The sequence below is a fragment of the Pseudophaeobacter sp. TrK17 genome (assembly GCF_042192375.1).
In the GTDB taxonomy this organism is placed as follows: Bacteria; Pseudomonadota; Alphaproteobacteria; order Rhodobacterales; family Rhodobacteraceae; genus Pseudophaeobacter.
Genome location: NZ_CP071703.1, coordinates 28,232 through 51,326, shown reverse-complemented (window position 1 = coordinate 51,326; position 23,095 = coordinate 28,232). Strand labels below are relative to the sequence as shown.

Below are 23,095 nucleotides of genomic sequence, written 5' to 3'. Positions count from 1 at the left end.
AATGTCAGGATCCATTCAAGATACCTTCTTTGAGGAGTGCGAAGAACTCCTTGAAGCAACGGATGAGGGTCTGAGTGCCATCGAAGGAGGCAATCATGATCCAGAGGTAGTCAATGCCGTATTCCGCGCAGTTCACTCGATTAAGGGTGGCGCGGGCGCATTTGGCTTGGACGAGTTGGTGGCTTTTGCCCACAGATTTGAGACTGTTTTTGATGAAGTCCGGGCCAACCGGATGGAGCTTGATGAGCCGCTGATCCAGCTGTTGCTGCGATCCTGCGATCACCTGTATAATCTGGTTGCCGTTGCCCGCGATGGCGGCGAGACCGACGAAGCGCATCACAACATGCTGATCGAAGCGCTGGATAAATACATTCCTGAAGAGGAAGAAGACCTGACGTTTGAGCCCATGGGGCTAGGTGGTCCGATGGACATTGGCGCCATCGACATTCCGCAGGTTGCGACCGAAGAGACCTATCAGATCCACTTCCGTCCTCTCAAAGATATGTACAGCACCGGCAATGAGCCGATTTTCCTGTTCCAAGCTCTCAAAGAGATGGGTGAGCTAAACATCGAGTTGGATGTTATGGAGCTGCCCGGATTTGACAGCATTGACCCAGAAGAAAGCTATCTGAGCTGGAATCTGACGCTTGTCACCACCGAAGCACGATCCACAGTGGAAGCCGTCTTTGAATTTGTCGAAGGCCTCTGTGAACTGTCAATTGAGGGTGCCGGGGACGCTGACGCTGATGCAGCAGCTCTTGCTGCACTGGAGGCCGCTTTTGGCGGTGCCCCAGCAGACCCAACGCCTGTAGTGGAGCAAACAGCTATGGTTGAAGAGACCCCCGCAGCCCCTTTTGAACAGCCGGTCCCCGCGACCAAACCGGAGGCTACACCGGACGTGTCCGGAGCCAAGCCTGCGGCCCCCAAAGCCGAGAATTCGAAGTCTGAGCAGCGTGGGCCTAATCCGACACTGCGCGTGGATCTCGAGCGGGTGGACCGGCTTATCAACGCTGTTGGGGAACTGATCATCAACCACTCGATGCTGGCACAGCAAATTGCCAATCTCGATGTGGCCGATGTACGGGACGTCGAAACCGAACTGGAGGGCTTTAAGAACCTGGCCCGTGATATCCAGGAAGGCGTGATGTCCATTCGTGCACAGCCTGTCAAACCGTTGTTCCAGCGGATGGCTCGGATTGTTCGCGAAGCCTCCAGCGCCACGGGGAAAACCTGTAAGCTGGTGACTGAAGGCGAAAATACCGAAGTCGACAAGACAGTGATCGAACGCTTGGCCGATCCTTTGACGCATATTCTGCGAAATGCGGTTGATCACGGCATCGAAAAGCCAGAGGACCGCGAAGGCGCCAACAAGAACCGGATTGGTGAAATCCGCCTCACGGCATCGCACCGGTCTGGATCGGTTTGTATCGAAGTCAAAGATGACGGCGCAGGGGTAAATCGCCCCCGTGTTAAGCAGATCGCCATCGAAAAGGGCCTGATCCCCGAAAATGCCGAACTGTCGGATGCTGAAATCGACAACCTGCTGTTCGCCCCTGGCTTTTCCACTGCCAAGGAGGTGTCCAACCTGTCTGGTCGTGGGGTCGGCATGGATGTGGTCAAGAATGCAGTCACCGGGCTTGGTGGGCGGATCAATATCACCTCCAATCCAGGTAAGGGATCAACCTTTACCATCATACTGCCCCTGACCCTTGCGGTTATGGATGGTATGGTTGTGTCTGTCGCGGATCAGACAATGGTGGTTCCGATTACCTCGATTGTCGAAACCATGCGTGGCAATGACGACATGATCAACAACCTGGGCTCGGATGGCACCTTGCTATCAATCCGCGGCAGCTTTGTTCCGATCTGTGACGTCGCTGGTGCCCTTGGCCTACGCAAAGAAGACAATGACCAACCCCCCGGCGTTTACCTTCTGGTAGAAACCGAAACCGGACAACGCAGCGCCCTGGCTGTGGATGACATCCACGACCAACGCCAGGTCGTCATCAAAAGTCTGGATGGTGTCTGCGGAGAAATCGCGGGCGTCGCAGCCGCAACCATCCTGGGGGACGGCAAGATCGCGATGATCCTTGACCCAGAAAGCATCCTGGCAGCCTCGCCTGCGGTGGGAGCCTTTGATACCGAGCGGAGAATGAGCAATGCAAGCTGAAGTAAAAAGTAACGACCAAGAAGTTAAGCACGCTCAGTTTAGCGAGTTTGTCAGCTTCACCGTCGCCGGGCAGGCCTTCTGCCTGAAAATCACCCAGATCCGAGAAATCCGGCGCTGGTCCCCAGTCACCATCCTGCCGCATGCGCCTTCGGACGTGTTGGGCGTGATGAACCTGCGTGGTGCCGTGATCCCGATCTACGATCTGTCGGCGCGCTTTGGTCTGGAAACAACCGAAGCCAGCGAACGCAATGTTGTGATCGTGGTCTCCTCTGCGGGCAAGCCCGTTGGTCTTCTGGCAGAATCCGTGTCCGAGATCATTTCGATCAACCCGGAAGAGATCCAGGAAACACCGCCTGTGGATAGCCGCAACACCATGGAATATATCCAAGGTATCATCTCGCATGATGACACCATGGTTCGGATCATCAATCTCGATGCAGTGATCTCCGTTCCCGAGCAGGTGCTCTGATGATTGCGGCTGGCTCCATAGAAGCCAATCAAGATGGGTTTACCCTGACGGATCAGGACTTTGAGGCAATCGCTGATTTTGCCTACAAGCATTTTGGGCTGGCAATGTCGAGCAGCAAGAAACCTTTGGTTTCTGCCCGACTTGCCCGACAGTTGCGGCAGCAGAATGCTGGGAACTTCAAAGATTACCTGGCACGGCTGAATGGAAAAAATAGCAATGAGGAACGCAGCAAGCTGCTGTCGCTCCTGACCACCAATGTCACGCATTTTTTCCGGGAGCCGCATCATTTTGAAACTCTGCGCAAGGATGTGCTGCCTGGCCTGATCGAAAGAGCACGCAATGGCGGACGCGTTCGGATCTGGTCTGCGGGCTGTTCCAAAGGGCCTGAGCCCTTCACCATGGCGATGATCATTCATAACATGTGCCCCGATATTGGGCGTTATGATTTCAAGATCCTGGGCACGGATATCGACCCTCAGGTGGTGCAATTTGCCAAAACGGCAAAATACCCTCAAGAGGAGCTTGGGCAGATCCCGGCCGAGTATCGCAGCTTGGTCCCAAAAATGGAGGCGGACGGGCGCATGCCCGCACACCTCAGGTCGATGATCACCTTTGGGGTGTTGAATTTGATCGAACCCTTCCCCTTCAAGGGTAAGTTCGATGCGATTTTCTGCCGCAACGTGGCCATCTACTTTGACACACCTACCCAGCAGAAGGTCTGGCAAGCCTTTCAACGTAGTTTGACCCCTGGCGGTTACCTGTTCATCGGCCACTCCGAACGCATGTCCGGGCCAGCCGAGGAAAAACTGACGACATCTGGGATCACAACTTATATCAACACTCCCCCCGGAGGCAGTGCTCAGTAAATGAGCAGCAAGAGCAACACGAGGAAAAACACATGAGCCTAAAAGACTCTCTACGCGTTATGGTCGTCGATGACATGTCCACAAGCCGCGGTATCATCACCCAGTGTTTGGACGAGCTCGGCATCAAGAATTATATGGTGGAAAACAACGGGCAGTCCGCTTTTCAAAAGCTGACGACAACTCCGGTTCACCTGGTTTTGTCCGACTACAACATGCCTGGCATGGATGGTCTGGGCTTGCTCCAGGCGGTCCGCGGCCATCAAGTGACGCAGCGGCTCGGCTTTATTCTTGTCACCGGCAAACCAACGCCGGAAATCATTGAAGTCGGTAAAAAACTGGGGCTGAACAACATCATCCGCAAACCGTTTACAGTGGCCACCATGAAGCAGGCGATCGAACAGGTCGTCGGGCGGCTGTAATCATGGAAGGGCAGCACGAAACTATTTCCGGCCTTAGCGCTATTTCAGCACGCGAAATGCGGCAACTGTACTCCAAGGTGCAAACCCTGGAAGATGTGGTCCATGATATCTTTGACCGTGGCACCAAGCCAACCCGGCAAGAGACACAATCTCTGCAGGACTTTGACTTGGTAATGCAGACCCTCGCGGGGATGGCCAGTTTCTTTGAGAAGGTGGAAACACAGATCCTGGATACTGGCAAGGCTGACATCCAGGCCGCCACGGAAACGGTAACGCTGCAAAAACTGCGGGACCGACTGCGGGAAATCGGGAGCTTTGTCGCCAACTAAGGCGTCACCTACCCCAATCAAGGCCCTATACAGACTCTAAAAGCCGTTTGAGCATTTTGCTTAAACGGCTTTTTTCCTTTCCTTGCAGTCTCAGCGCGTTAGATTACCGATAGTTCCGTTTGGTTTCCTTGGTAATTGTATGACACGCTTCTTCAAACTCCTGATCGCAATAGTCTGTTTCACGCTTCCCCAGAGCGTCGCGGCGGGACGGGACAGAATTGCCTTGGTCATTGGCATGGCCGATTACCAATATTTGCCACCCTTGGAGAACACCCATAACGATGCCAACGGTATGGCACAAAGCCTTGAAAACATAGGTTTTGACGTCACTTTATCACTCGATGCGACGGCGCAGGATATGGTTGGGCTGTTGGATGATTTTGCCTTTCGCTCAGAGGTGGCTGACCTCGCGCTGATCTACTTTGCCGGACATGGCATCGAAGTACAGGGTGAAAATTTCCTCATCCCCGTGGATGCCAATGTCACCAGCAACCGCGATGTTCAGCGCCAATCCGCCTCGTTGAAGCAGTTGCTGGCCGCAGTGGATCGCGCCCGCAAGATGCGCGTCGTGATTCTTGACAGTTGTCGGGATAATCCCTTGGGTGACTCGATCGCCCTAAGCCAAACCGAAGCCACACAAACCACCTCAGAGGAGACCCGTGGCGGCGGTGGCGGCATGGCCGCGGTGGATCCTGATCGCGGAACACTGGTGGCCTTTGCCGCCCGCGATGGTCAGGTCGCTCTGGATGGCAACGGAACAAATAGCCCCTATGCCCAGGCCTTGATGCAGAAAATGGTACAGCCCGGACTGGAAATCAGCCTGATGTTCCGGCAAGTGCGGGATCTGGTACTGGAAAAAACCGGCAACCTGCAAGAACCCCATACCTATGGCTCGTTGACCGGAGTGCCCTTCTATCTCGCCGCCGCAAACCCGAACGGCGCCGAGGCCCTGCCTGCGGGCACATCTGAAGCCTGGTCTGCGGTAAAACCGGACCAGGAAGAGCAGCTTTTGGCTCTGGCAGAGCTGGGCGATACCCGGTCAATGCTGGGGCTTGCCTATATGCGGCTGAACCCCAATGCAGGTCGGTTTGATCCCGTCGCTGCGGTTGATTTTTTGCAACGCGCGGCGGATGCCGGCGCCCCAGAGGCCCAGTTTGAACTGGCCAAGCTTTATGAGCGGGGCACTGGTGTCGACGCCGACCCGCAAAAGGCGCTGGCGCTATACCAAGCCGCCGCTGCACAGAACTTTGCCGATGCAATCAACGATCTGGGATTTTTGCATCATCAGGGTGGTCTGGGTCTGCCGGCCAACCCGCAAAAAGCCTATGAATTTTTTCAGCATGCTGCCGAACTGCGGCACCCGCAAGCCCAGTTTAATTTTGCCGCCCTTATAGATGACGGCCTGGTCCCCGGCAAAGGCCCCGAGGATGCGGCACATTTCCTTTACGCCGCCCTGCGATCCGGCAGCGCTGATGTTCTGGATTTGTTGAGCAAACGCCCGAATATGTTCACCTTGGACACCCGCAGGGCACTGCAAGACAGGCTGAAAGAAAACAAGTTTTACCAAGGCTCCATTGATGGTGATTTTGGTCCGGGTACTCAACGGGGTATTCGCCGGGCATATGGGCTTGAAGGTTAGTTCGATCATTTGAAAATCGAACAATTTTAAGGAATTAGAGCTATGTTTAGACTATCAAAGACGATGTTTGGGTGTGTTGGAGTTGTCCTGCTGTTCATGGTCGGCCCTGTGTCAGCGCAGAGTACCGGTGAAAGCGGCGGTTACGGCACCGAACCCGATCCAGCCCCCGATGGAGGGGTATCTTCAACAGGCAGAACTGCGGCAACCCAAGTCTCGTCTGTCCCCCAATTGTCCACACGGATATCGCAGATGAAGAGCCTGTGCACCGACTCTGGCGGCTTTGTTGTGGATTGTCTGGCTGAGCGCATCGAGACGCTCGTATTGGATGCTTCAGATCTGCACGGTCACCAAGAGATGAAACAGATTTTGCGCGATACCGCAGAAGAGCTGCGGCAACTGGCCCGGGCAAATAGTGACCGCACAGCGCCGCGCGCCCGCATCACCAGCCCTGACGGGCAGCGCTCTACGCGCCCCTTGGTGGCTGTCACCCCAAGCCGACGCTCTAGCGCCCACAGACAGGCCATCGCAATCCTTGAAGAGGCTGAGACCAAACTGCTACGCTCCTCGGCGCAGTCTGCCGCCCGGGCCAGCCAGTATCAGCAGGTGGCCAATGCCTTGGGATCAAACAAGGTTCTGCTGCGCTCCTGAGTCCTAGAGCCGTGCAAGCCAGATACGCAGAAGAGTCACCTATAGGCGGCCTTCTGCGATCCAGGCATCCAGTTGGCGACGGCTGATTTCAAAATGCATACTGTCTTCGCGACGGAAACCGGCGCCCCAGACCCAGCCTTCGTCAAAGAAAAAATCCGCCATGATGGTCAGCCCCAATTGGGTCTTCCCATCGGTAAAATTATCCAACTGACCATCAATATTCAGATCAACAGCCAGACCATAGCTATGGGTGGACAGTGAATTGGTGGTGCCCCGGATACGGCGCACACACAGCGCTCCGGCGGTATTGATGCGATTGTAAAGATCCGGATCAGCCTGTCGGATGTTTTCAAACACCACCTTCAGGCTCTCGATGGCCGGCCGCAGCATGCTGACCCGGATTGGGCCAACTTGTTCTGTTACCAATTTTTCCTTCAGCTCGGGGTTGGTCATCGGCTGGCATGTGTCGTTCAGGGTTTCCCGTGGCCGCCCGAGACGTTCCGTGAGATATTTCCCACCGGTTACCTGCAAGCCGCGATTGACGTTCACCCGATCGGCAATCAGCACAACCTGAGCATAGTCAAGATCCGCCCCTTCGGTCTGATCCCAGATCTCGCGCTCGGCTTCGGCAGACGAACCAGACGGCGCCATCTGTCCGCCATTTGCCAGCGGCAGGCGCGCGACCTCGGTCTGAAGATCGGTCAACCGCAACTGCAGATCCTCGATCTGTTGACGCAGCATTTCAATTTCGATTCGCGCCGTGGAATCAACCGATGCCCCTTGGAAGTCCTCTTCGGAAAGCATCCATTTCAAGCCAATCCAGACCGCAGGCGCCAACAGCACCCCGATACAGATAATAATCGCCGGTAAAATCCGCATAACACCCTCAAATCAATACACACCCATTCAAGGCGCAGGACGCAGCCGAGTAAAGCCCTTTGACCAAAAATATCACAGCAAACGACAAGGCTCTTATTCACACCCTGCCCATTGGCAGAACCATTTATGTGGTATAGTCTTTTAGGTAATGTTTTTCAGTATAGGGGACAAGATATGGTCCGCGACAATATTATCGCCGCATTCATGTGTTCTGCTCTGCTCTTGCCTGCCTCTCTTGCCCATGCACAGGCGAACAGTGGCGGTCAGTCTGTGGAAGAAATTACCAAGATCCTGCAACAGCAAAAAACCCGGGGATTGGTGATTGCGCCAAGCGCCGCTGCAACAGCGCCGCAGGCATCGGATGCTCAGGAAACCGCCACCGTGGCTTCCTCCAACGCAGATTATTCCCCGGTTGATCAGCAATCACAGATTAATCTGCAGATCTCCTTCGATTTCGATAGCGCCACGCTGCGGGCTGATCAGCAACCAAAGCTGGAAAACATGTGCGCGTCTATGCAGCTTCTGCAGGGAACGGTTTTCCAGATCATTGGCCATACGGATAGCTCTGGGTCAGCCAGCTACAATGAACGGCTCTCCCTGCTGCGCGCACAGGAGGTCCGTCGCCATCTGATCAGCAGCTGCGGCATTGCCGATAACATGCTCAAGGCGATCGGCATGGGAGAGGCAGCGCCCTTTAATGCAGCCAACCCCCGAGCAGATGAAAATCGCCGTGTAGAATTCCAGGCCCTGGGCTAACAGATGCAATTCAACCCGGCCCCGTTGCGGCCAGAAGATGTGCATCCTTTCCGGTTTTGCACAGCGTTTCCTGCTGTGTCTGGAAGGGCTGCAAAAGCGCTGAGCTTGCACAAGGATAGGCTGCGATGATTACCTCTCAGCCCGGTGATCTTTTTCAACCGGGCGACCTGCTCAACAACACCTATCGAATTGAAATGCTTTTGGGTCGAGGCGGGACATCCAACGTCTACAAGGCCCGCTCGGAGATTTCCGGGAACCTTGTCGCCATCAAGGTTCTCAAACAGGAATTTTCCGGCAATGAGGATTTTACCGTCCTTATGGCCCGCGAGGAAAACATCCGCGAAATACGCCATGATGCCGTGGTGCGGTATTCGGAAAATCATCGCACACCAGATGGCCATATATACCTGCTGATGGACTACATCGACGGGCCTGGCCTGGACAAGAAACTCAAACAGGGGCCTATGGATGCTGCCGATCTATTGATCATCTGTCGGCGCGTCGCAGAAGGCCTGAAAGCGGCACATGCCCGCAATATCGTCCACCGGGATCTGAGCCCAGACAATATTATCCTGCGCGATGGCAATCCGGCACAGGCTGTGATTATTGACTTTGGCATTGCCAAGGATACCAACCCTGGCGCCCAAACCATTGTTGGCAATGAATTTGCAGGCAAATACTCCTATGCAGCGCCTGAACAGCTGTCGGGCAATACGGATGCCCGTGCCGATATCTATTCGCTGGGGGCGCTGTTATTGGCCAATTTCCGCGGCGCCGCGCCGTCCTTGGGTGCCAACCCAATGGAAGTTGTTGAAAACAAACAAAAGCCACTGAATACCGAGGGGCTGCCAACGCCGTTCAAACAGCTTATCGAACGGATGTGCGACCCGGATCCGGACAGGCGTCTCGGCAGTGCAGCTGATGTGCTGACCTTTCTTGATCGCGTCGAAAACGACCCCAACGCAGCGATTGAGCCAGAGGCTGCACCGCCTGCGGATGAGGCCACAATCATCGTCCCAAATGCAGCAGCCGCAGCAAAGAAAACGCCCCAATCCCCCCCAAAGAAACCCTCCAAATCCGAAGGCGGCCGGAGCAAAGCGCCTATCCTGGTTCTGGTCGTGATACTTGCCTTTGTTGGCGCTGGGGCGGGGGCCTTTTTCTCCGGCCTGCTTGATCCCTTGTTGGGGCCGAGCTACCCCGTGGCACAGCCTTTTACATTGATTGTTGAAAAGCCAAAAGCCGGCCCAACCCGCGCGGTCGGCAATATGCCCTCTGAAGACAGTCGAACTGCGCTGGCCGATCTGGTGGAGCAAGCCGATATCTCCCTCTCAAGCGGGGCGATTTCCGATAGCTGGGCAGAGGATGTTCTGGCGACAGTTCGCCCGCTGTCGGATCTTCAGCAGTGGCGGCTGACGGTCAGCGACAATCAGGCAAAGCTGAGCGGCATCACCAGTGACCCGGATCTGGCCGCCGCTCTGAACGCCAAATTCGCAGACGGGCTGCCGGGTGGTTTGGACGGAGCCGTGCAAATCACCTATCGGCTACCCGTTGTGGCCATTTCACAGGTCCGCGGCTTGGTTGGCGGCTTTGAAGACTGCGGCCCGCTAAATGTCAGTCCTGGCTCTGTGGGGGGCGGGTTTGGTCCCGAGGATACAATCACCGTAACCGGGCGGCTCGCCGGATCGGAGACCCGTGTTCGGATGTTCGACGCCCTGCGCGGTCTCGTCGGAAACCGCAAGATCGCCCTGAAGGTTGAGATCCTGAACCCCTCGCTCTGCATTGTCGAAGCGGCGTTGCCCAAGGCACCCACAGGAAAAATAGATGTGGTATTCAGCACCGGCAATGAAAGTACGCCCAATCCTTCGGGTCGTTTCTTTGTCGGCGAAAACCCGGTTATTGATGTAAAATTGCCGGCCTCAATCACTTCAGGATTTCTGACGGTTTCCATCCTTGATGTATCCGGCAATGTCTTCCACTTGTTGCCCAACCTCTCGCGTCAACAGAATTCGATTGCGGAGCTGCGCGGTGACACAACGGGCCCGCTGTCTGTGCGCGTGGCCTATACCCTGGCGGAATCTGCCCTGAATGGTGGCCTTGCCTTCCGGGTTGACGATAGCACCCTAGGCAAAAGCCGGGTTTTGGTTCTGCATTCATCGGAACCCTTGTTCGCTGGGCTGCGCCCAACCTCCGAAAGTGCCGTTGGCTTTGCCGAAGCTCTCAAGGAAAACAGCGCACGGGATGCCGGGTTGATCCTCTCTATGGACAGCAAGATATTGGAAACAGCCCTGCCATAAAAACCTGGCGTCAGGCTCTCGATATTGCTGGCGCACTCACGACCTCCCCAAGGGAAACCTCAGGAAAATCCGCTATCAAAGCATCGCGGGTTTTTAGTACGTCAAATCACATCGACAATAATGTGGGAGATATTGTCGGCTCCACCGCCCTCCAGGGCGATTTGCAACAGGCGATCACCAACGGTTTCCAGCGGTGCTGTCGAAAGCACCTCCTGCAGAATGGGAAAGGTCGCGTATTTGGTCAGACCGTCAGAGCAGATCAGGAACCGGTCCCCGCTTTCGACCATACCCCGAACCTTATCCAGTTCCAGCGCGTCACCCACCCCAACGGCGCGGGTGATCGCATTGGCGTGGGGGTGTTGATCGGCTTCGTCCCAGGTCATCTTGCCCGCCAGAACAAAATCAGCCACGGCGGAATGATCGCTGGTCAACATCTCGATCGTACCATTTCGCAGCCGATAGATCCGGCTGTCCCCGGCCCAGAGGCAAACAAAATGACTGTTCGCCAGGATCAGCGCCACAACCGTCGCGCCAATCGTGCCGCCGCCACGCGCTGCGGCCTCGGCCTGGATGGCGTGGTGGGCGTTTTGTATTCTGTCGCGCAGCCCGTGCATCTTTGCAGCCGGGTCCAGCCCAAGCGGCAGAGACGCAACGGTGTCGACAATCAGGGCGCTGGCGAAATCTCCGGCCTGATGCCCGCCCATCCCGTCAGAGACCAACCAGATATCATGGTCTGGCAAGGCAAGGATTGCATCCTCATTGACCTTTCGTTTCAGCCCCACATGGGTCTGCGCCGCAAAACGGTATGTCTTATCATTTGTCATATCGGTTGGGCCTCCCGCCATATTGGTGCCGCAAGATCAAACAACCCAGACCCCGCATGTCCTAGGGGCAAATCCGGTCTGATCATCATCCGCGGCCCGCTCTCCAGGTAGGAGCTCCAGACCCCGCCGCCCGGCACCTGTTTTGCCAGCAGGGCGCCGGCAAGATGGATCGCAACCAGAGAATCGTCACCGCCGCTTCCCGTCAGGACCAGCGTCTCCCCCTGCTGCCGCAAAGGAACGGATGCGCGCAATCCCGGCACCTCCAGAGATTGGAGCTCTTGTTCTAGCCAGGTTTTTGTCATGCCATTTTCAAGCGTCGAAAGCGCGATGTCTTCCAGTTTTTCAAACAAGGCCCCCTCGCGCAGATGATCCAGCGCCGGCGGCCCCGGGGTCTCCAACGGCAATACCAGCGTCAGCGGAAACCGACGGCCAACACGATCCACCGAGGGCATCAAAACCCCCATGATCTTGCTGGGGCCAGCCAGGCCAGCCGCCAGGGTAAACCGCCATAGCGGCGCCGACATATAGTGACTGTCGAACCCCGCACCGTACTGGGCCTGCCCCTCCATCATCAGCTGCTGCACCCAGTTGTCCCAAACCCGCACAAATCCACCCGCCACATTGATCCGGAAGAAATCTCCGACGTCGGGCATCTTGCCAAAGGCTCCAAACCCCGCCGCCATCACATCGACTTCGGGCAGCGGAATTTTGCCATGGCAGGCAGGGCAAAGGGGTTCACCACCGATCCCGATTGCAACTCAAACAGGGCCAGGCGGCCGCCAACACGGAAGTTCACCCGGCGTCGGTCGCTGACATTGGTGCGCCGCACCTCTGCCGCATCCAGCAGCCGGAACCAGGCCCAGGGCCCATCACGCGACAGGGTGTTTTCATTGCCACGCCGCTGCGGCAGCAGGGTAATCCGGGCCAGGCCAACGGATCCGGGCCAGTTCACCGCCACCGGTGTCGGTTGCCCCATGCGGTGATTGTAACTGACCTTTGACCCGTCAATTTCCAGCAGAACTTCTTTCGCCTTGGGGTCCAGCGCCTTTGGGGTGATCTGAAACTGAACTGAAGGATTAGCCGCCCCATTAAAGAAGGCATCACGGATTTCAGCGGCATATTGCATCTGCTGCAACACTGCTTGGCTAATCCCCAGATCAACGTCATTCACCCGTTTCCAGGTCCAGGGCCGGCTGCGGGTATCGACATATTTCAGCAGGTTTTCATCAAAGAACCCGTCGATAAGCCCACCCGGGGCAAAAAGCTTGGCAAAGTCCACCATCGCCACATCCGCCCGCGCGCGCCGGTTGAACGGATAGCGGTTGTCCAAGGCCTTTTGACAAAACGGCAGTACCGCAGATTGCCAGCGCGCGTTGATCGACGCCCGCGTGCCCTCGGATGTAATGCCAGACGAGCCCGCCGAAATCTGAGTTGCCCAGCGTTGAATAGGCCCGTCAATCCGCGACGCCGTCTGCTGGAATTGCAGCAGCGCCTGACCACTTTCTCCCGAGGCCACACCGCTGAACGACATCTTGTTCAGCTCTTGATAGACCAGTTGCAAAGACCCCATCAGGTCATCCAACCGCGAAGGCTGCCCCTCTAGCCGGACCACCAGATCGTGCAGCCACTGAAAGCGTTCCTGCACATAGGACCCTGGCGGTTTGGGGGCCTCTCCTGGCGCGTTGGCGGCAGAATTGATCAGGGCCTCCAACAGAATTTGCCCCTGAATGGACATACCCGACCGGGTTTCGATGCCGACAACCTGGGAAACACCCTCGTTCAGCGAAGCGGAATCCAGTGCTGATCGATCCTCGGCCAGCCGGGTTTCGCGGCTGATTTCCGTCAGGATATTCATAATCGGCGAGGTCGGCCCGGACAGGACATTTGTCACTTCAACCGCATGGCTGAGCGACTCCAGCGGCACGATATCAACATCCCCCAGGATCTGGTCATAGCGGCTGATATAATCGTTGTAATAGAGATCCAGCACATCGCGGCTCAACGCCAAAAGCGCCGCTTCACTTTGGCCATCCCCCGCCCGTTCGCCCAATACCCAGGCCTCGTTCTGCACCCGTTCGGAAACACTCACCGCTTCGGGCAAAAACACGTTGTTAAAGCCGTCATAGGTAAAAATACCCTCAACACCTTCATTCAGCGGCTTACCAGAGCTGCGCACGAGAACCCGCTTTACCGAAGGACCGCCGATTTCGGTCAAACGCCATTTTGGTAGGCTGGTCGCTTGGTTGGAATTGATGATCCCGTTGTAAACCCGCTGTGCCAGCGGCATTTCCGACAGGATATTCTGCGCCTGCTCCACCAGTGGACCGTTCAGGGCGATCTCTTCCATCGGTTGCGACAGCAGCGCCGACAAATGATCCATCAAGTCATTGCGCATCTGCCCACGTGCGGCACCAGGATAGGCCACCAATTCCCAATCGAGCCGCATCCATTCCTTGACCAGATCCGGATTCATCGGCCCCTGCAGGCCCAGCATCAAATAGATCTTCAGCGCTTCATACAGCACATCAGGATTGTTCACATTACCTGCAATTTGTTCTTCCAGACGCACCAGAAGCCGCGGCAACAGGCGTTGGTTCAGCGCGGCGCGATAGGTCTGTGCCGTCTGGGTGCCAATGACCTCGCCTTGATACAGGCCATATGTCATGGCGCGTTCAGGCTGAGGATCTGACAACACCGGATTGCCCGGCATGTCACGCAGCAAGTTAAGTGCCTCCGCCACCGGCACAAGATCGGTATCGCCCACTGGACTGGCTGGCAGGGTTGCGGCCCTAGCCTGATACTCGACAACCTGCGCTTCGGCCTTACGAATGAACTCGGCGTTCTGAAAGAAGGAATTCACCCAAAGCCCGCCCATGGCCGCAGCCACCAGCACAGTTGCGGTAATCGCCGCACGCCGGGTCCAACGATAGCGGCGCTCAACCTTGTCATCTGCGGAAACCAGGCCGGCCTCGGGGAACAACACGCCTTCAAACAAGCGGGTCAGGAAGAAGGACCGCCCCGTCCCCTGTCCGGTGCCGATGGCTTGCCGTCCAATTCCAAAGGTCTGCGCCATGCCCAGCATCAGCCGGTCAATCGGCGTCCCTTCCTGAGTCCCGGAGGTGAAATAGACCCCTCGCAGCATCTGGCGTTGCTCATAACGGTTGTCCTGAAAGACCTCGGTCAGAAACTCTTTGGCCACGGCCCGCATCGAGGCCACCTGCGACGGGAAACCTGCCACCAGCGCGCGGCGCTGATGATCGGTTTCTGCCTGCATTTTCTCCAACAGCTGCGCATTCATCTGCCCCAGAAGCCCTGCAAACTCCTCGTCAAAATGCTCAATTGCGGCGGCGTCTTTTTTGCTTTTGATCAGCGGCAAGGTAAAGCCCCAGACCTGTTCGCGCTCTTCTTTGCCAAGAGTGTCAAAATACTCCTGAAAACCCGCGATGAGGTCGGCCTTGGTGAAAAGAACATAGACCGGAAAGCGCACCCCAAGCCGTTCGCGCAGCTCAGACAAGCGCCGCCGCACAGCCTGGGCATGGGATTTTTGTGTCATTTCGTCCTGCAGCGAAAGATCCGACAGCGAGATCGCCACCAAAGCCCCATTGATTGGCTGGCGCTTGCGGTACTTTTTCAACAGGCCCAAAAAGCCAAGCCAGGCGGCATTGTCTGCCTCTGCGTCGCTTTCCTGTGTGGTATAGCGCCCGGCGGTGTCGATCAGCACCGCGTCATTGGTGAACCACCAATCACAGTTACGCGTGCCGCCAACACCGCCAATGGCGGCTTTGCCCAGCTTGTCCGCCAGGGGAAACTGCAGCCCCGAGTTCACAATGGCCGTGGTTTTTCCCGATCCCGGCGGACCAATGATCACATACCAAGGCAGCACATTCAGATGCCGCCGCCCGTTTTTGGACTTGCGCAGCTCTGTCATCGCCTGCTTGAATTTTCCACGCAGCTCGCCGATTTCTTCCAGCATCACATCGTCATCATCGACAACATCTGCGGCTTCGACCATGTCGTCAGCCATCGCTCGGTCACGGCGGCGTCGCAGCCAGAACACCAATCCGATGATCAGCAGTGTCAGGACCCAGATCACCGCAATGGTGATCACCCGCGCCTGAATGCCGTCAAAGGGACGCCAGTCAGCGCTGCCTATGTAGGGCGCAAAAAACCAGGTACAGGCTGAAAGCGCGATCGCCAGCAGGATGAGCGCCGAATAGAGCGATCGAAACATCGGCAAAAGATAACGGCGGATCATTGGTCAACCTCCTGCACCAGCAAGATCTCGATACGGCGGTTCTTGGCCCGCCCGGCCTTGGTGCCGTTGTCGGCAATGGGCTCTTTTTCTGCACGGCCTTCGGCAGACAGTCGCGTCGGGTCGTTAAAGACCTGGGCCATGCCCGTCATCACCGATTTGGCCCGCGCCAAAGACAGCGCCATGTTGGAGGGGAAGCGCGACGAGCGAATTGGGATATTATCCGAGTGGCCGGCCACAATGACCTGACCTTTTTCTTCGTTCAGTGCCTCAGCAACACGGGCCACGGGTGTTTTAAACCCCTTGCTCAGCTGGTCAGAACCAGAGCCAAACATTCCCGATCCCGCCAATCGAATGATCAGCGTGTTGCCCTTTTGGAAAACCTCAACAATGCCTTCGTCAATTTCCGGGCCCAGAAAGCCTGCAACCTTGGCCACTTGTTCTTCCAGCGTTTGGATCGGCGGTGGTGGTGGCGGTGGTGGAGCCCTGCGCTCCAACTCGACGGGGGGGCCAGAGTCAACGATGCTCAGCTGGCCGATCACATTGCCCGTCTGATTGGACAAGGCCCAGCTCAGCCCCAGGAACTGCGCCACCAGCAACACGCTGGTCACTACCAGGGCGATCCAGACCAGACGCCAGGCCGACAGCACCTTGAAAGGTTTGATCACCCCTTCCCAATGGGGCGACAGATCCCGTTCAATCGGGCCACGCTGGTTGCGCAGAATGCGGGCCAGAGCGGCGCGGATTTGCAGGTGCTTTTCAGCGCCACCCTGCTCAATACGCAAACGACCCTCAAAGCCCAGCGACATACACATGTAGAGAAACTCCAACATGTCGATATTGGCCCCGGGTTCTTTTTCCAGACGGGCCAGAAGGTCATAAAACCTGTCACCACCAACGGTTTCTCGGTGAAATGTCCCAACCATGGACTGCAGGCCCCAGCTGGATTGCCCACCCCAGGGCGTGTTCAGCACCACATCATCCAACGTCGCACAGAGCGCATAACGGGCGACTTTTACCGTCTGCGCAGCGATACCCGCCTGCAAAGCGCGATTTTCAAACGCCCGCACCTCGGCCACCACGTTCTTGCGCAGCCCATCTGGGTCCATATGCTGCGCCCGGTTGCGAATGCGGCTGATCAAGGCAAACAGGGTCGAAGCGCAGGCGGTCAGCGGATTCATCCCTGTCAACGCCATAGGTGCAGCTTTGCCTGCTGCCCCGCCGGGTTGACTGCCGGATTGGTTGCTTTGAGCCGTGGCCGCCTGGGGCACACCAAAGGCATCCAGCCCGGCACCGGAAGCAGGGTCCTGGCCAGCGTCGCCGGGTGGGGCGGTAACGGGAGTCGGCTGCGGTGTCGCAGTACGGCGGCCACCAGGATTGGGGCGGATTACCGTTTTGTCGGTATCGCCCGGTTCCGCAAAGGGATCGTCATATTCACCCATGATCTCTTACCCACTCACCAAATTACCAAAATCACCCCCACAACGGAGGGCTGATGTATCTGCCTGCCTAGCTGTTGCGAATGGCCCAAAGTTCCATCTTCAGCCCCGGATACTGCCCGGACACATGCACCGCAACGCCGCCAGAGGTGGTCATCTTGCGCCAATAGGGGCTGTCCGCATCCATTTCAAAATAGACCACACCAGAATGATAGGGGATCTGGCGTGGGGCCACCGGCAGGGGCCGCAGCGTGATCCCCGGCAGTGCCGAATTGACCAGTTGTCGAATTTCCTCAACCGGGCCGATCTTGGCCTGGCCGGCAAAATGGCGCCTCACGTCTTCGGCAGGCAGGTCTGCACTTACCGCCAGCACAAACCCGGCATTGCCCAACAGTTTGCGATCCGCAATCACCCCAACCGAGATGCCATATTTGCGCTCTTCCAGTTTGATCGCGATGGCCGTCTGTTCCAGTACCGAGCTGAGATATTGCCGCAGCACCCGGATGAGCGGCGCAAAACAGCCCATCAGATCGTCATGGGTATAAGAGGGCAACTCCGGCGCCTGTTTGTCCGCCGCCATGTAGCCTGACAGCTCCCCGGCCAGACCGGCACAGAGCATATACAAACGTTCGGGGTGCAGGTTTTCGATCTGACGCAAATGCCGGATCATCGGCAACATCCGGTTCACCACCGCCAACAGCATAAAGTCAGAAACATCTGCCACACCGCGGGCAGACCCTGCTTCGGCCAGACGGCCCGACAGGGCCTCCATCCGGTGCGCCAACAACCCTTCGAGTTCACGCAGAAAATCCCGCAATACCGAGGCCGCGCGCGCATCCAGGCAAGAGGGTATAAAGGCCTGATCCAGGATGATCTCTTTATCTGAGCGCACCTCGATGATACGCGCCACCGGGATCGCCAGCAGGTCCGCCATGTCATCCACACCCAGCGCAAATTGCAGCCGCATCTTGCCCACACTCAAAGGCACCGGTTTGCGCTCTGTGCTGGTGACATCGGTGACTTCCTGGCTCGCCGGGCGCAACCGGCTGGCGGACCGCTCGGCTCCGCTCAGGTCGACCTCAACCGCGCCTTGGCGACGCTGCGGCACCGTAAGATAGACCACGCAGTCCTTTATGGTGGTCGGCACTTCTAGCGCCGGGGGATGTGGGTCTGCCATCGGCACCCGAAAGATGCTGCCATCCTGGGTCAAGCCCTCGCAGGATTTGAGAGCGAACTGGCCGATCTTCAGCGCCTCGTGGTCAATTTCCAACGCATTGACCCCCCAGGCATAAGGGGCAAGACGACGGGCCAGGCCTGTCACCAGGCCTTCGGTATAGCGATCTGATTGCTGGAAGTGATGCGGCTGTAGAAATAGCCCCTCAGTCCAAAGCACCTTGCTGTCCCAGGACACCTGGTTCTCCCCTTAATTGTCCACGCAGATCTGCGCGGTTCAGTCTTTTAATTTATCCAATTGCGCCTTGTAGGCCCGCGCAAATTCGCGGCTGAACAAGTCATGAAAATCGTTTTCGGCCTGATCCGAAATCTCGGAAAACAGCCGTTCATAGACGTCCCAATAGCGGGCTTTTTTACCACGCAAGAGACCGCTTAATCCGCCTTTATCTTCGATCTGCGCTTCCAGCGCCTTGGGGTCGAGCCGGGTCAAAACGCCTTTTAGCGCCGCCTCCATGCCAGTCACCATAGCAACTTCATGCGCCTTGATATCCTTCAGCGCCTCTTCGACGGCAGTCTCGGGGCTGAGATAGCCCTTGGTGGCGGGTTTCAGCATGGCCTCGACCGCTTGCTCTGGTGTGATCGAGAACTTTAGCGGGTTGTTGCCGCCAGCTGAGATCATCGTTTGTTCAATGCGGAATTCCGATTTGATCGAGGTCCGCGTCATCAGGATTTCACGCAGGCCCGTCACCAATGTCTGCAAGACCCGCCCCATGCGCCCCATGGATTTGGACGGGTCTTCATCTCCCAAAGCATTCTCTTCAACACCAAGCCCCCGCAAAAACGCAGCGACCGCGTTTGAGGGCAGTTCCGATTTGCCCGCGGCCACTGGCTCAGCTTGTTTTGGGGCCTCTTTGGCCGCCGCAGTTTCCACAGGGGGAGCCGCTGGCGCGACAACAGGAGCCTCTAGCGTTGTGGCCACAGTATCCGAGGGTTCGGCAAAGGGGTCTGATGACGCGGCTGCCGCTGGTGGTACAGCCGGGGCAGGTTCTGCAACTGCCGCTGCGGGAGCAGGTGTAGGTGTAGGTGTCGGAACAGGGGGCACGGCAGCAGATGCGGCCGTAATCGGAGGCGTAGCGGGGCTGGGCGTAGCCGGTTCGCCGATCCCTGACAAAAAGTCATCATCCCAGTCATCCGGGATTGTCGCGCTATGTGCAGCCGGGCTTGCAAAACTATCCGCCGCCGACGCGGAATGGCTGGGCAGGCTGGCGCCGACCCCTTCGCGCCCGTCACTGGGCTTTTGGAAAAATGGATCTTCCTCTTCGCCCAGAGGCGGCAACAGATCATCAATCGGATCAACCGGGTTGAGCTGCGATGGTCCGGTGGGGTTCGAGGCGCCAAGAAGATCATCCAAAAAATCCCCGGCAGGACCTGCATCATCCAACAGCGCCATCGGATCCGGCGCATTATTGGCCACCCCATGCGACACCGGTGCATCGGACAACGGATCGGGGATCATCTGCGCGGTTGAACTGCTGTGAATTTCGACCAGCAGCTCGTAGTTACCCACACAGAGCACATCGCCATTGTTCAACGGCGTCGGCGTACGTCCAAGCGGGATTTTGGAGTAGTTCAGAAAGGTTCCGTTTGCGCTGAGGTCAACTACCACAACATTGCCGTTGTGGTCCTCGATGGCGCAATGGTTGCGCGACAACAGCTGATCCGGGTCAGGCAGAACCATATCATTGCTGTCACCCCGCCCAATAGTCAGGCTGGGCCCCAGCATTGCGACCGGCGCGGCATTGCCAGGCATCGCACCAGAGTTCTGAAACTTGAGTGTCACCCCCATGGGTCGCTTAGCCTCCCACCAACACGGTGAACTCACCCTTGATGATCAAACCGCCACAGGCGGCGGTATCCGTGATCCGCGCCGCTGGAAGCTTATTGATCAGCACCGTCCCCGAACCTTTGACGATGGGGTGTGGCGGCGCCGCCGTGCACATATCGCTCAGCCGGGCAGCCGGCAATTTCCCCACCAGAACGGTCACCGCACAGGGCGGCATGATCGGTGTTGGCACCGGCAAGGCCGGTGGTGGTGGAATCGACGGCAGCATGCAGGCATGCAAATCCAACACCCGTGCCTGGGGCATTCCCATATCAGGCCTCCTCTTTCTCGTTACCTGGATCAGGATTGGCCGCTTTGGCCCTGCCCTGTCCATTACCCCCACGCGCAATATCCAAAGCACGCGCGACCAAAATCCGGCCGTGTTCTTCAAACTTATCAGACAATTGGCTCAATGCTACCATATTCATCGCAAAGGCCGCTGCTTCTGACGCCCCAGCGGGGGCCGGATATTGGTTGAGGTCTCCCGGCCCCAGTGTTCCCGGTGCATAAAGCACCGAAAGGGCGCAATTCACCGTATCATCATCAATGTAGGCGTGATCAAGCGTCAACCGGGCCGCGTCCCGGTTTTCCTCTGAAGGATCCCTGACCCAGGCCTCGGAACAGCTCAGCGAGGCGGGATCCTTGTCGGAACGCGGACCGATATAATCCCGGGCTGCCATACAGGCCCACCAAACCCGCTCACGCGGGGGGAGCAAGACCCCCAAAAGCCGCAACAGATCCACCAGGGCCTCTTTGTCGTAAAGCTCTTTCAGGACAACACCAGCCGCCGCCGATGGCGGCGATTGGAGCGGCGTTTTCAACAGCACATTGGCATGCGACAGCAGTTTGGCCACGGGGTCAGCGGGAAGCTTGACCAGGTTTTCGAAGTTCTCTGACATATTTCCCACCTAGTTGATCATCGTCAGGCCGCCTTTAAGGGTCAGCATCGCGTCCCCTTTGACGGTTGTCATTGGGGCCTTGGCCTCAACCATGGCACTGCCTTCGACTTTGATCATAGGTCCTTTGATCGTCACACCTGAATTGTCGATCTTCACCGACGAAGGCCCGACCTGTAGCAAGATCTCCAGACCAGCTGTCATTTTAATTTTGCCGGCCGTGGCATCCACCGAGATATTGCCAAGACTGACGGTTTCATCATGATTGCCCTTGGCGATGGTCTCGGTCAAGTTTCCGGTGTCCACATCCAGGGTCATGTTGCCTGTCTGAATGGTTTCCGCCTTGTCGCCAGTTTCAACCACCTCTGTACGGTTGCCGCTTTTGACCACCTCATCCATGTGCTGTTTGACGGTCATGGCATAACTTTTTTCATCGGTGCCAGGCGCATCCGGTTCCGGCGCGTCTAGACCGATGGTGACGGCTGAGCGGTCTTTGATCAACATCTGATGATCTTTTTCCGCCTGCACCCGCATCAGTTCTTCGCCCTTTTTGTCGTCGAACATCAGCTCATTGTAACCGCCGCCGCCCTTGGAGGAGTTGGTTTTGATGCCCAGCTGTGTCTGATCATCCGGGTAGGTATAGGGTGGCATGGTATCGGCATTATACAACATACCGGTACAGATCGGGCGATCCGGGTTGCCATCCTCAAACTGCACCACCACTTCCTGGCCGATGCGCGGCACCGCAACCATGCCCCAGTTTTTCCCCGACCAGGGCGTCACAACCCGCACAAAACAAGAGGATTTCTCATCTGCATCGCCTTCACGGTCCCAGTGGAACTCAATCTTGATGCGGCCGTGTTTATCAGTCAGGATCTCTTCGCCGCTGGGGCCAACCACAGTTGCTGTTTGTAGCCCAGGAACCTGCGGCCATTTGGTGGCGAGAGGGGCGCGAAATTGCTCGTGCTTTTCAATGGCACCAAAAGTGCTGGCATAGGCATCGCCTTTGATTTCTTCTGGGAAGTCCATGTTGCGCGGCTTGATATCATGGCGCATTTCACCTGCTTCAGCCGCTGCGGTCGTGCGTTTTTCCCGTTCGTTGTAGTCCCCTGCGACCTGTAAATAGTGCACGGCATCCACCACCAGGTATTCGCCATTGGCTGGCTTGTCCGGGTGGTTTTTCAATTGAAAGGTATAGCCGGTGCCCAAGGTCCGCAGACTGCCAGCCCCGCGCCAGCGCTTGTGCCGGACAGCCTCCGCCTCCATCTGAACTCGGGCGCGTTTGTTCCCCAGACCGGTGTCTTTGCGATAATGGCCCTGGTAATCGTAATGCTCAAAATCCTTGTGGCTATGACTGCCTTTGGGAATGGCATTTTTAACTTTCAGATCCGCCGCCGGTGACAGGAAATCAAAATCATTCAGGGTCACCTTGCCGGTGGTCAGCACTTCTTCATGTGCCCACTCCGAGATATGATCTTCGCGGCGACGGTCCCGATCATCGCGGGCGTGGAACTCCACCTGTGATTTGCCGTTCACCGGTGAATGACCGCTCATCCCGTCACACAGCACCAGTGTTTCTGCCGCGTTTTTATCGCTGCTGCTGTCAAAGTAGAAGTAGATCCCCTCCTCTTCCATCAAGCGACAGATAAAATCATAGTCGGTCTCGCGGTATTGCAGGCAATAGTCGCGCGCCTCGTAGCTTTCGCTCAAACGATCACGAAAGTCGGTGAAGCCGTTTTCACTGAAAATCTGCTTGATGACGTCCACCGCAGAAAGCTCCTGAAAAACCCGGCTATCTGTCGTACGTGTCAACAGCCAGAACCAGGGGCGCACCTCTGCCACATAGAGCCCATAGCCATCGCGAAACCCCATGTTTTCCACCGAGATACAGAAACCCGAAAACTTCTGATCTGTGCCGCCCTCGGTCTGGACATGCAGGTTCATCGTCTGACCAACGATATCTTCCAGTTTGATGGCTTTGTTTTTGGACTGAAACTCTACTGTGGTCTCAGTCAGCTTGCTCAGGCCTTCGCGCACAATGGCACGCTTGAGCAAAAGATCCCGTACAGAATAACTGCCGGACATCCAGACCATGTCACTGTCATGTGCTTTGCTCTCAACCATGGCTCCTCCTTTCCCCGATCACGATCGGGTTAAAAA

The 23,095-nt window shown here is 57.0% G+C and carries 19 protein-coding genes; 9 read left to right on the top strand and 10 right to left on the bottom strand.

Annotated features, from left to right (window positions below):
* The first annotated feature begins 1 nt into the window (after position 1).
* From JZI28_RS22770 to JZI28_RS22740, 7 genes are all read left to right on the top strand, one after another.
* Positions 2 to 2,170: a chemotaxis protein CheA gene (locus JZI28_RS22770; RefSeq protein WP_297339112.1), complete on the top strand. Its 2,169-nt coding sequence runs from the start codon at positions 2 to 4 to the stop codon at positions 2,168 to 2,170.
* Positions 2,160 to 2,639 carry a chemotaxis protein CheW gene (locus JZI28_RS22765; RefSeq protein WP_281954533.1) on the top strand — a complete coding sequence of 160 codons (480 nt, stop codon included), beginning with the start codon at positions 2,160 to 2,162 and terminating at the stop codon, positions 2,637 to 2,639. The genes JZI28_RS22770 and JZI28_RS22765 overlap by 11 nt, the downstream gene beginning before the upstream one ends.
* Positions 2,639 to 3,505, top strand: a complete 867-nt coding sequence (locus tag JZI28_RS22760; RefSeq protein ID WP_375700365.1) for a CheR family methyltransferase — start codon at positions 2,639 to 2,641, stop codon at positions 3,503 to 3,505. The genes JZI28_RS22765 and JZI28_RS22760 overlap by 1 nt, the downstream gene beginning before the upstream one ends.
* A gap of 32 nt (positions 3,506 to 3,537) precedes the next feature.
* Entirely contained in the window at positions 3,538 to 3,924 is a 387-nt protein-coding gene (locus JZI28_RS22755; protein ID WP_039965623.1) for a response regulator, read from the top strand.
* 2 nt (positions 3,925 to 3,926) lie between these two features.
* Complete coding sequence (locus JZI28_RS22750; protein WP_295448971.1) at positions 3,927 to 4,253, top strand: hypothetical protein; 327 nt, start codon at positions 3,927 to 3,929, stop codon at positions 4,251 to 4,253.
* A 139-nt stretch (positions 4,254 to 4,392) separates the two neighbouring features.
* A complete protein-coding gene (locus tag JZI28_RS22745; protein WP_295448969.1) occupies positions 4,393 to 5,892 on the top strand; it encodes a caspase family protein in 1,500 nt (499 codons plus the stop codon).
* Positions 5,893 to 6,141: 249 nt separating this feature from the next.
* Positions 6,142 to 6,540 (top strand): hypothetical protein, encoded by a 399-nt coding sequence (locus tag JZI28_RS22740; RefSeq protein WP_375700364.1) that lies wholly within the window; start codon positions 6,142 to 6,144, stop codon positions 6,538 to 6,540.
* A 39-nt stretch (positions 6,541 to 6,579) separates the two neighbouring features.
* Here JZI28_RS22740 and JZI28_RS22735 read toward each other — a convergent pair whose 3' ends face one another.
* Positions 6,580 to 7,419 carry a M15 family metallopeptidase gene (locus JZI28_RS22735; protein ID WP_297339116.1) on the bottom strand — a complete coding sequence of 280 codons (840 nt, stop codon included), beginning with the start codon at positions 7,417 to 7,419 and terminating at the stop codon, positions 6,580 to 6,582.
* Between the two features lie 174 nt (positions 7,420 to 7,593).
* Here JZI28_RS22735 and JZI28_RS22730 point away from each other — a divergent pair, with 174 nt between their 5' ends.
* Both JZI28_RS22730 and JZI28_RS22725 read left to right on the top strand, forming a co-directional pair.
* Entirely contained in the window at positions 7,594 to 8,175 is a 582-nt protein-coding gene (locus tag JZI28_RS22730) for an OmpA family protein (protein WP_375700363.1), read from the top strand.
* Positions 8,176 to 8,300: 125 nt separating this feature from the next.
* Complete coding sequence (locus JZI28_RS22725) at positions 8,301 to 10,469, top strand: protein kinase (protein WP_375700362.1); 2,169 nt, start codon at positions 8,301 to 8,303, stop codon at positions 10,467 to 10,469.
* A 101-nt stretch (positions 10,470 to 10,570) separates the two neighbouring features.
* Here JZI28_RS22725 and JZI28_RS22720 read toward each other — a convergent pair whose 3' ends face one another.
* From JZI28_RS22720 to JZI28_RS22680, 9 genes are all read right to left on the bottom strand, one after another.
* Positions 10,571 to 11,293, bottom strand: a complete 723-nt coding sequence (locus JZI28_RS22720; protein ID WP_375700361.1) for a PP2C family protein-serine/threonine phosphatase — start codon at positions 11,291 to 11,293, stop codon at positions 10,571 to 10,573.
* Positions 11,290 to 11,976: a type VI secretion system-associated protein TagF gene (gene tagF, locus JZI28_RS22715; protein ID WP_375700360.1), complete on the bottom strand. Its 687-nt coding sequence runs from the start codon at positions 11,974 to 11,976 to the stop codon at positions 11,290 to 11,292. The genes JZI28_RS22720 and tagF overlap by 4 nt, the downstream gene beginning before the upstream one ends.
* Complete coding sequence (gene tssM, locus JZI28_RS22710) at positions 11,976 to 15,548, bottom strand: type VI secretion system membrane subunit TssM (protein ID WP_375700359.1); 3,573 nt, start codon at positions 15,546 to 15,548, stop codon at positions 11,976 to 11,978. Before tssM ends, tagF begins: the two co-directional genes overlap by 1 nt.
* Complete coding sequence (gene tssL, locus JZI28_RS22705; protein ID WP_375700358.1) at positions 15,545 to 16,987, bottom strand: type VI secretion system protein TssL, long form; 1,443 nt, start codon at positions 16,985 to 16,987, stop codon at positions 15,545 to 15,547. The genes tssM and tssL overlap by 4 nt, the downstream gene beginning before the upstream one ends.
* Before the next feature lie 67 nt (positions 16,988 to 17,054).
* Complete coding sequence (tssK, locus tag JZI28_RS22700; RefSeq protein WP_295448941.1) at positions 17,055 to 18,395, bottom strand: type VI secretion system baseplate subunit TssK; 1,341 nt, start codon at positions 18,393 to 18,395, stop codon at positions 17,055 to 17,057.
* Positions 18,396 to 18,434: 39 nt separating this feature from the next.
* Positions 18,435 to 20,003, bottom strand: coding sequence for a type VI secretion system-associated FHA domain protein TagH (tagH, locus tag JZI28_RS22695; protein WP_375700357.1), 1,569 nt, complete (start codon positions 20,001 to 20,003; stop codon positions 18,435 to 18,437).
* 7 nt (positions 20,004 to 20,010) lie between these two features.
* The gene (locus JZI28_RS22690; protein ID WP_297340662.1) at positions 20,011 to 20,310 is read right to left on the bottom strand and encodes a PAAR domain-containing protein; all 300 of its coding nucleotides are present in this window, start codon (positions 20,308 to 20,310) and stop codon (positions 20,011 to 20,013) included.
* Between the two features lies 1 nt (position 20,311).
* The gene (locus JZI28_RS22685) at positions 20,312 to 20,938 is read right to left on the bottom strand and encodes a DUF6931 family protein (RefSeq protein WP_295448932.1); all 627 of its coding nucleotides are present in this window, start codon (positions 20,936 to 20,938) and stop codon (positions 20,312 to 20,314) included.
* A gap of 9 nt (positions 20,939 to 20,947) precedes the next feature.
* A complete protein-coding gene (locus JZI28_RS22680) occupies positions 20,948 to 23,059 on the bottom strand; it encodes a type VI secretion system Vgr family protein (RefSeq protein WP_375700356.1) in 2,112 nt (703 codons plus the stop codon).
* Between the last annotated feature and the right edge of the window lie 36 nt (positions 23,060 to 23,095).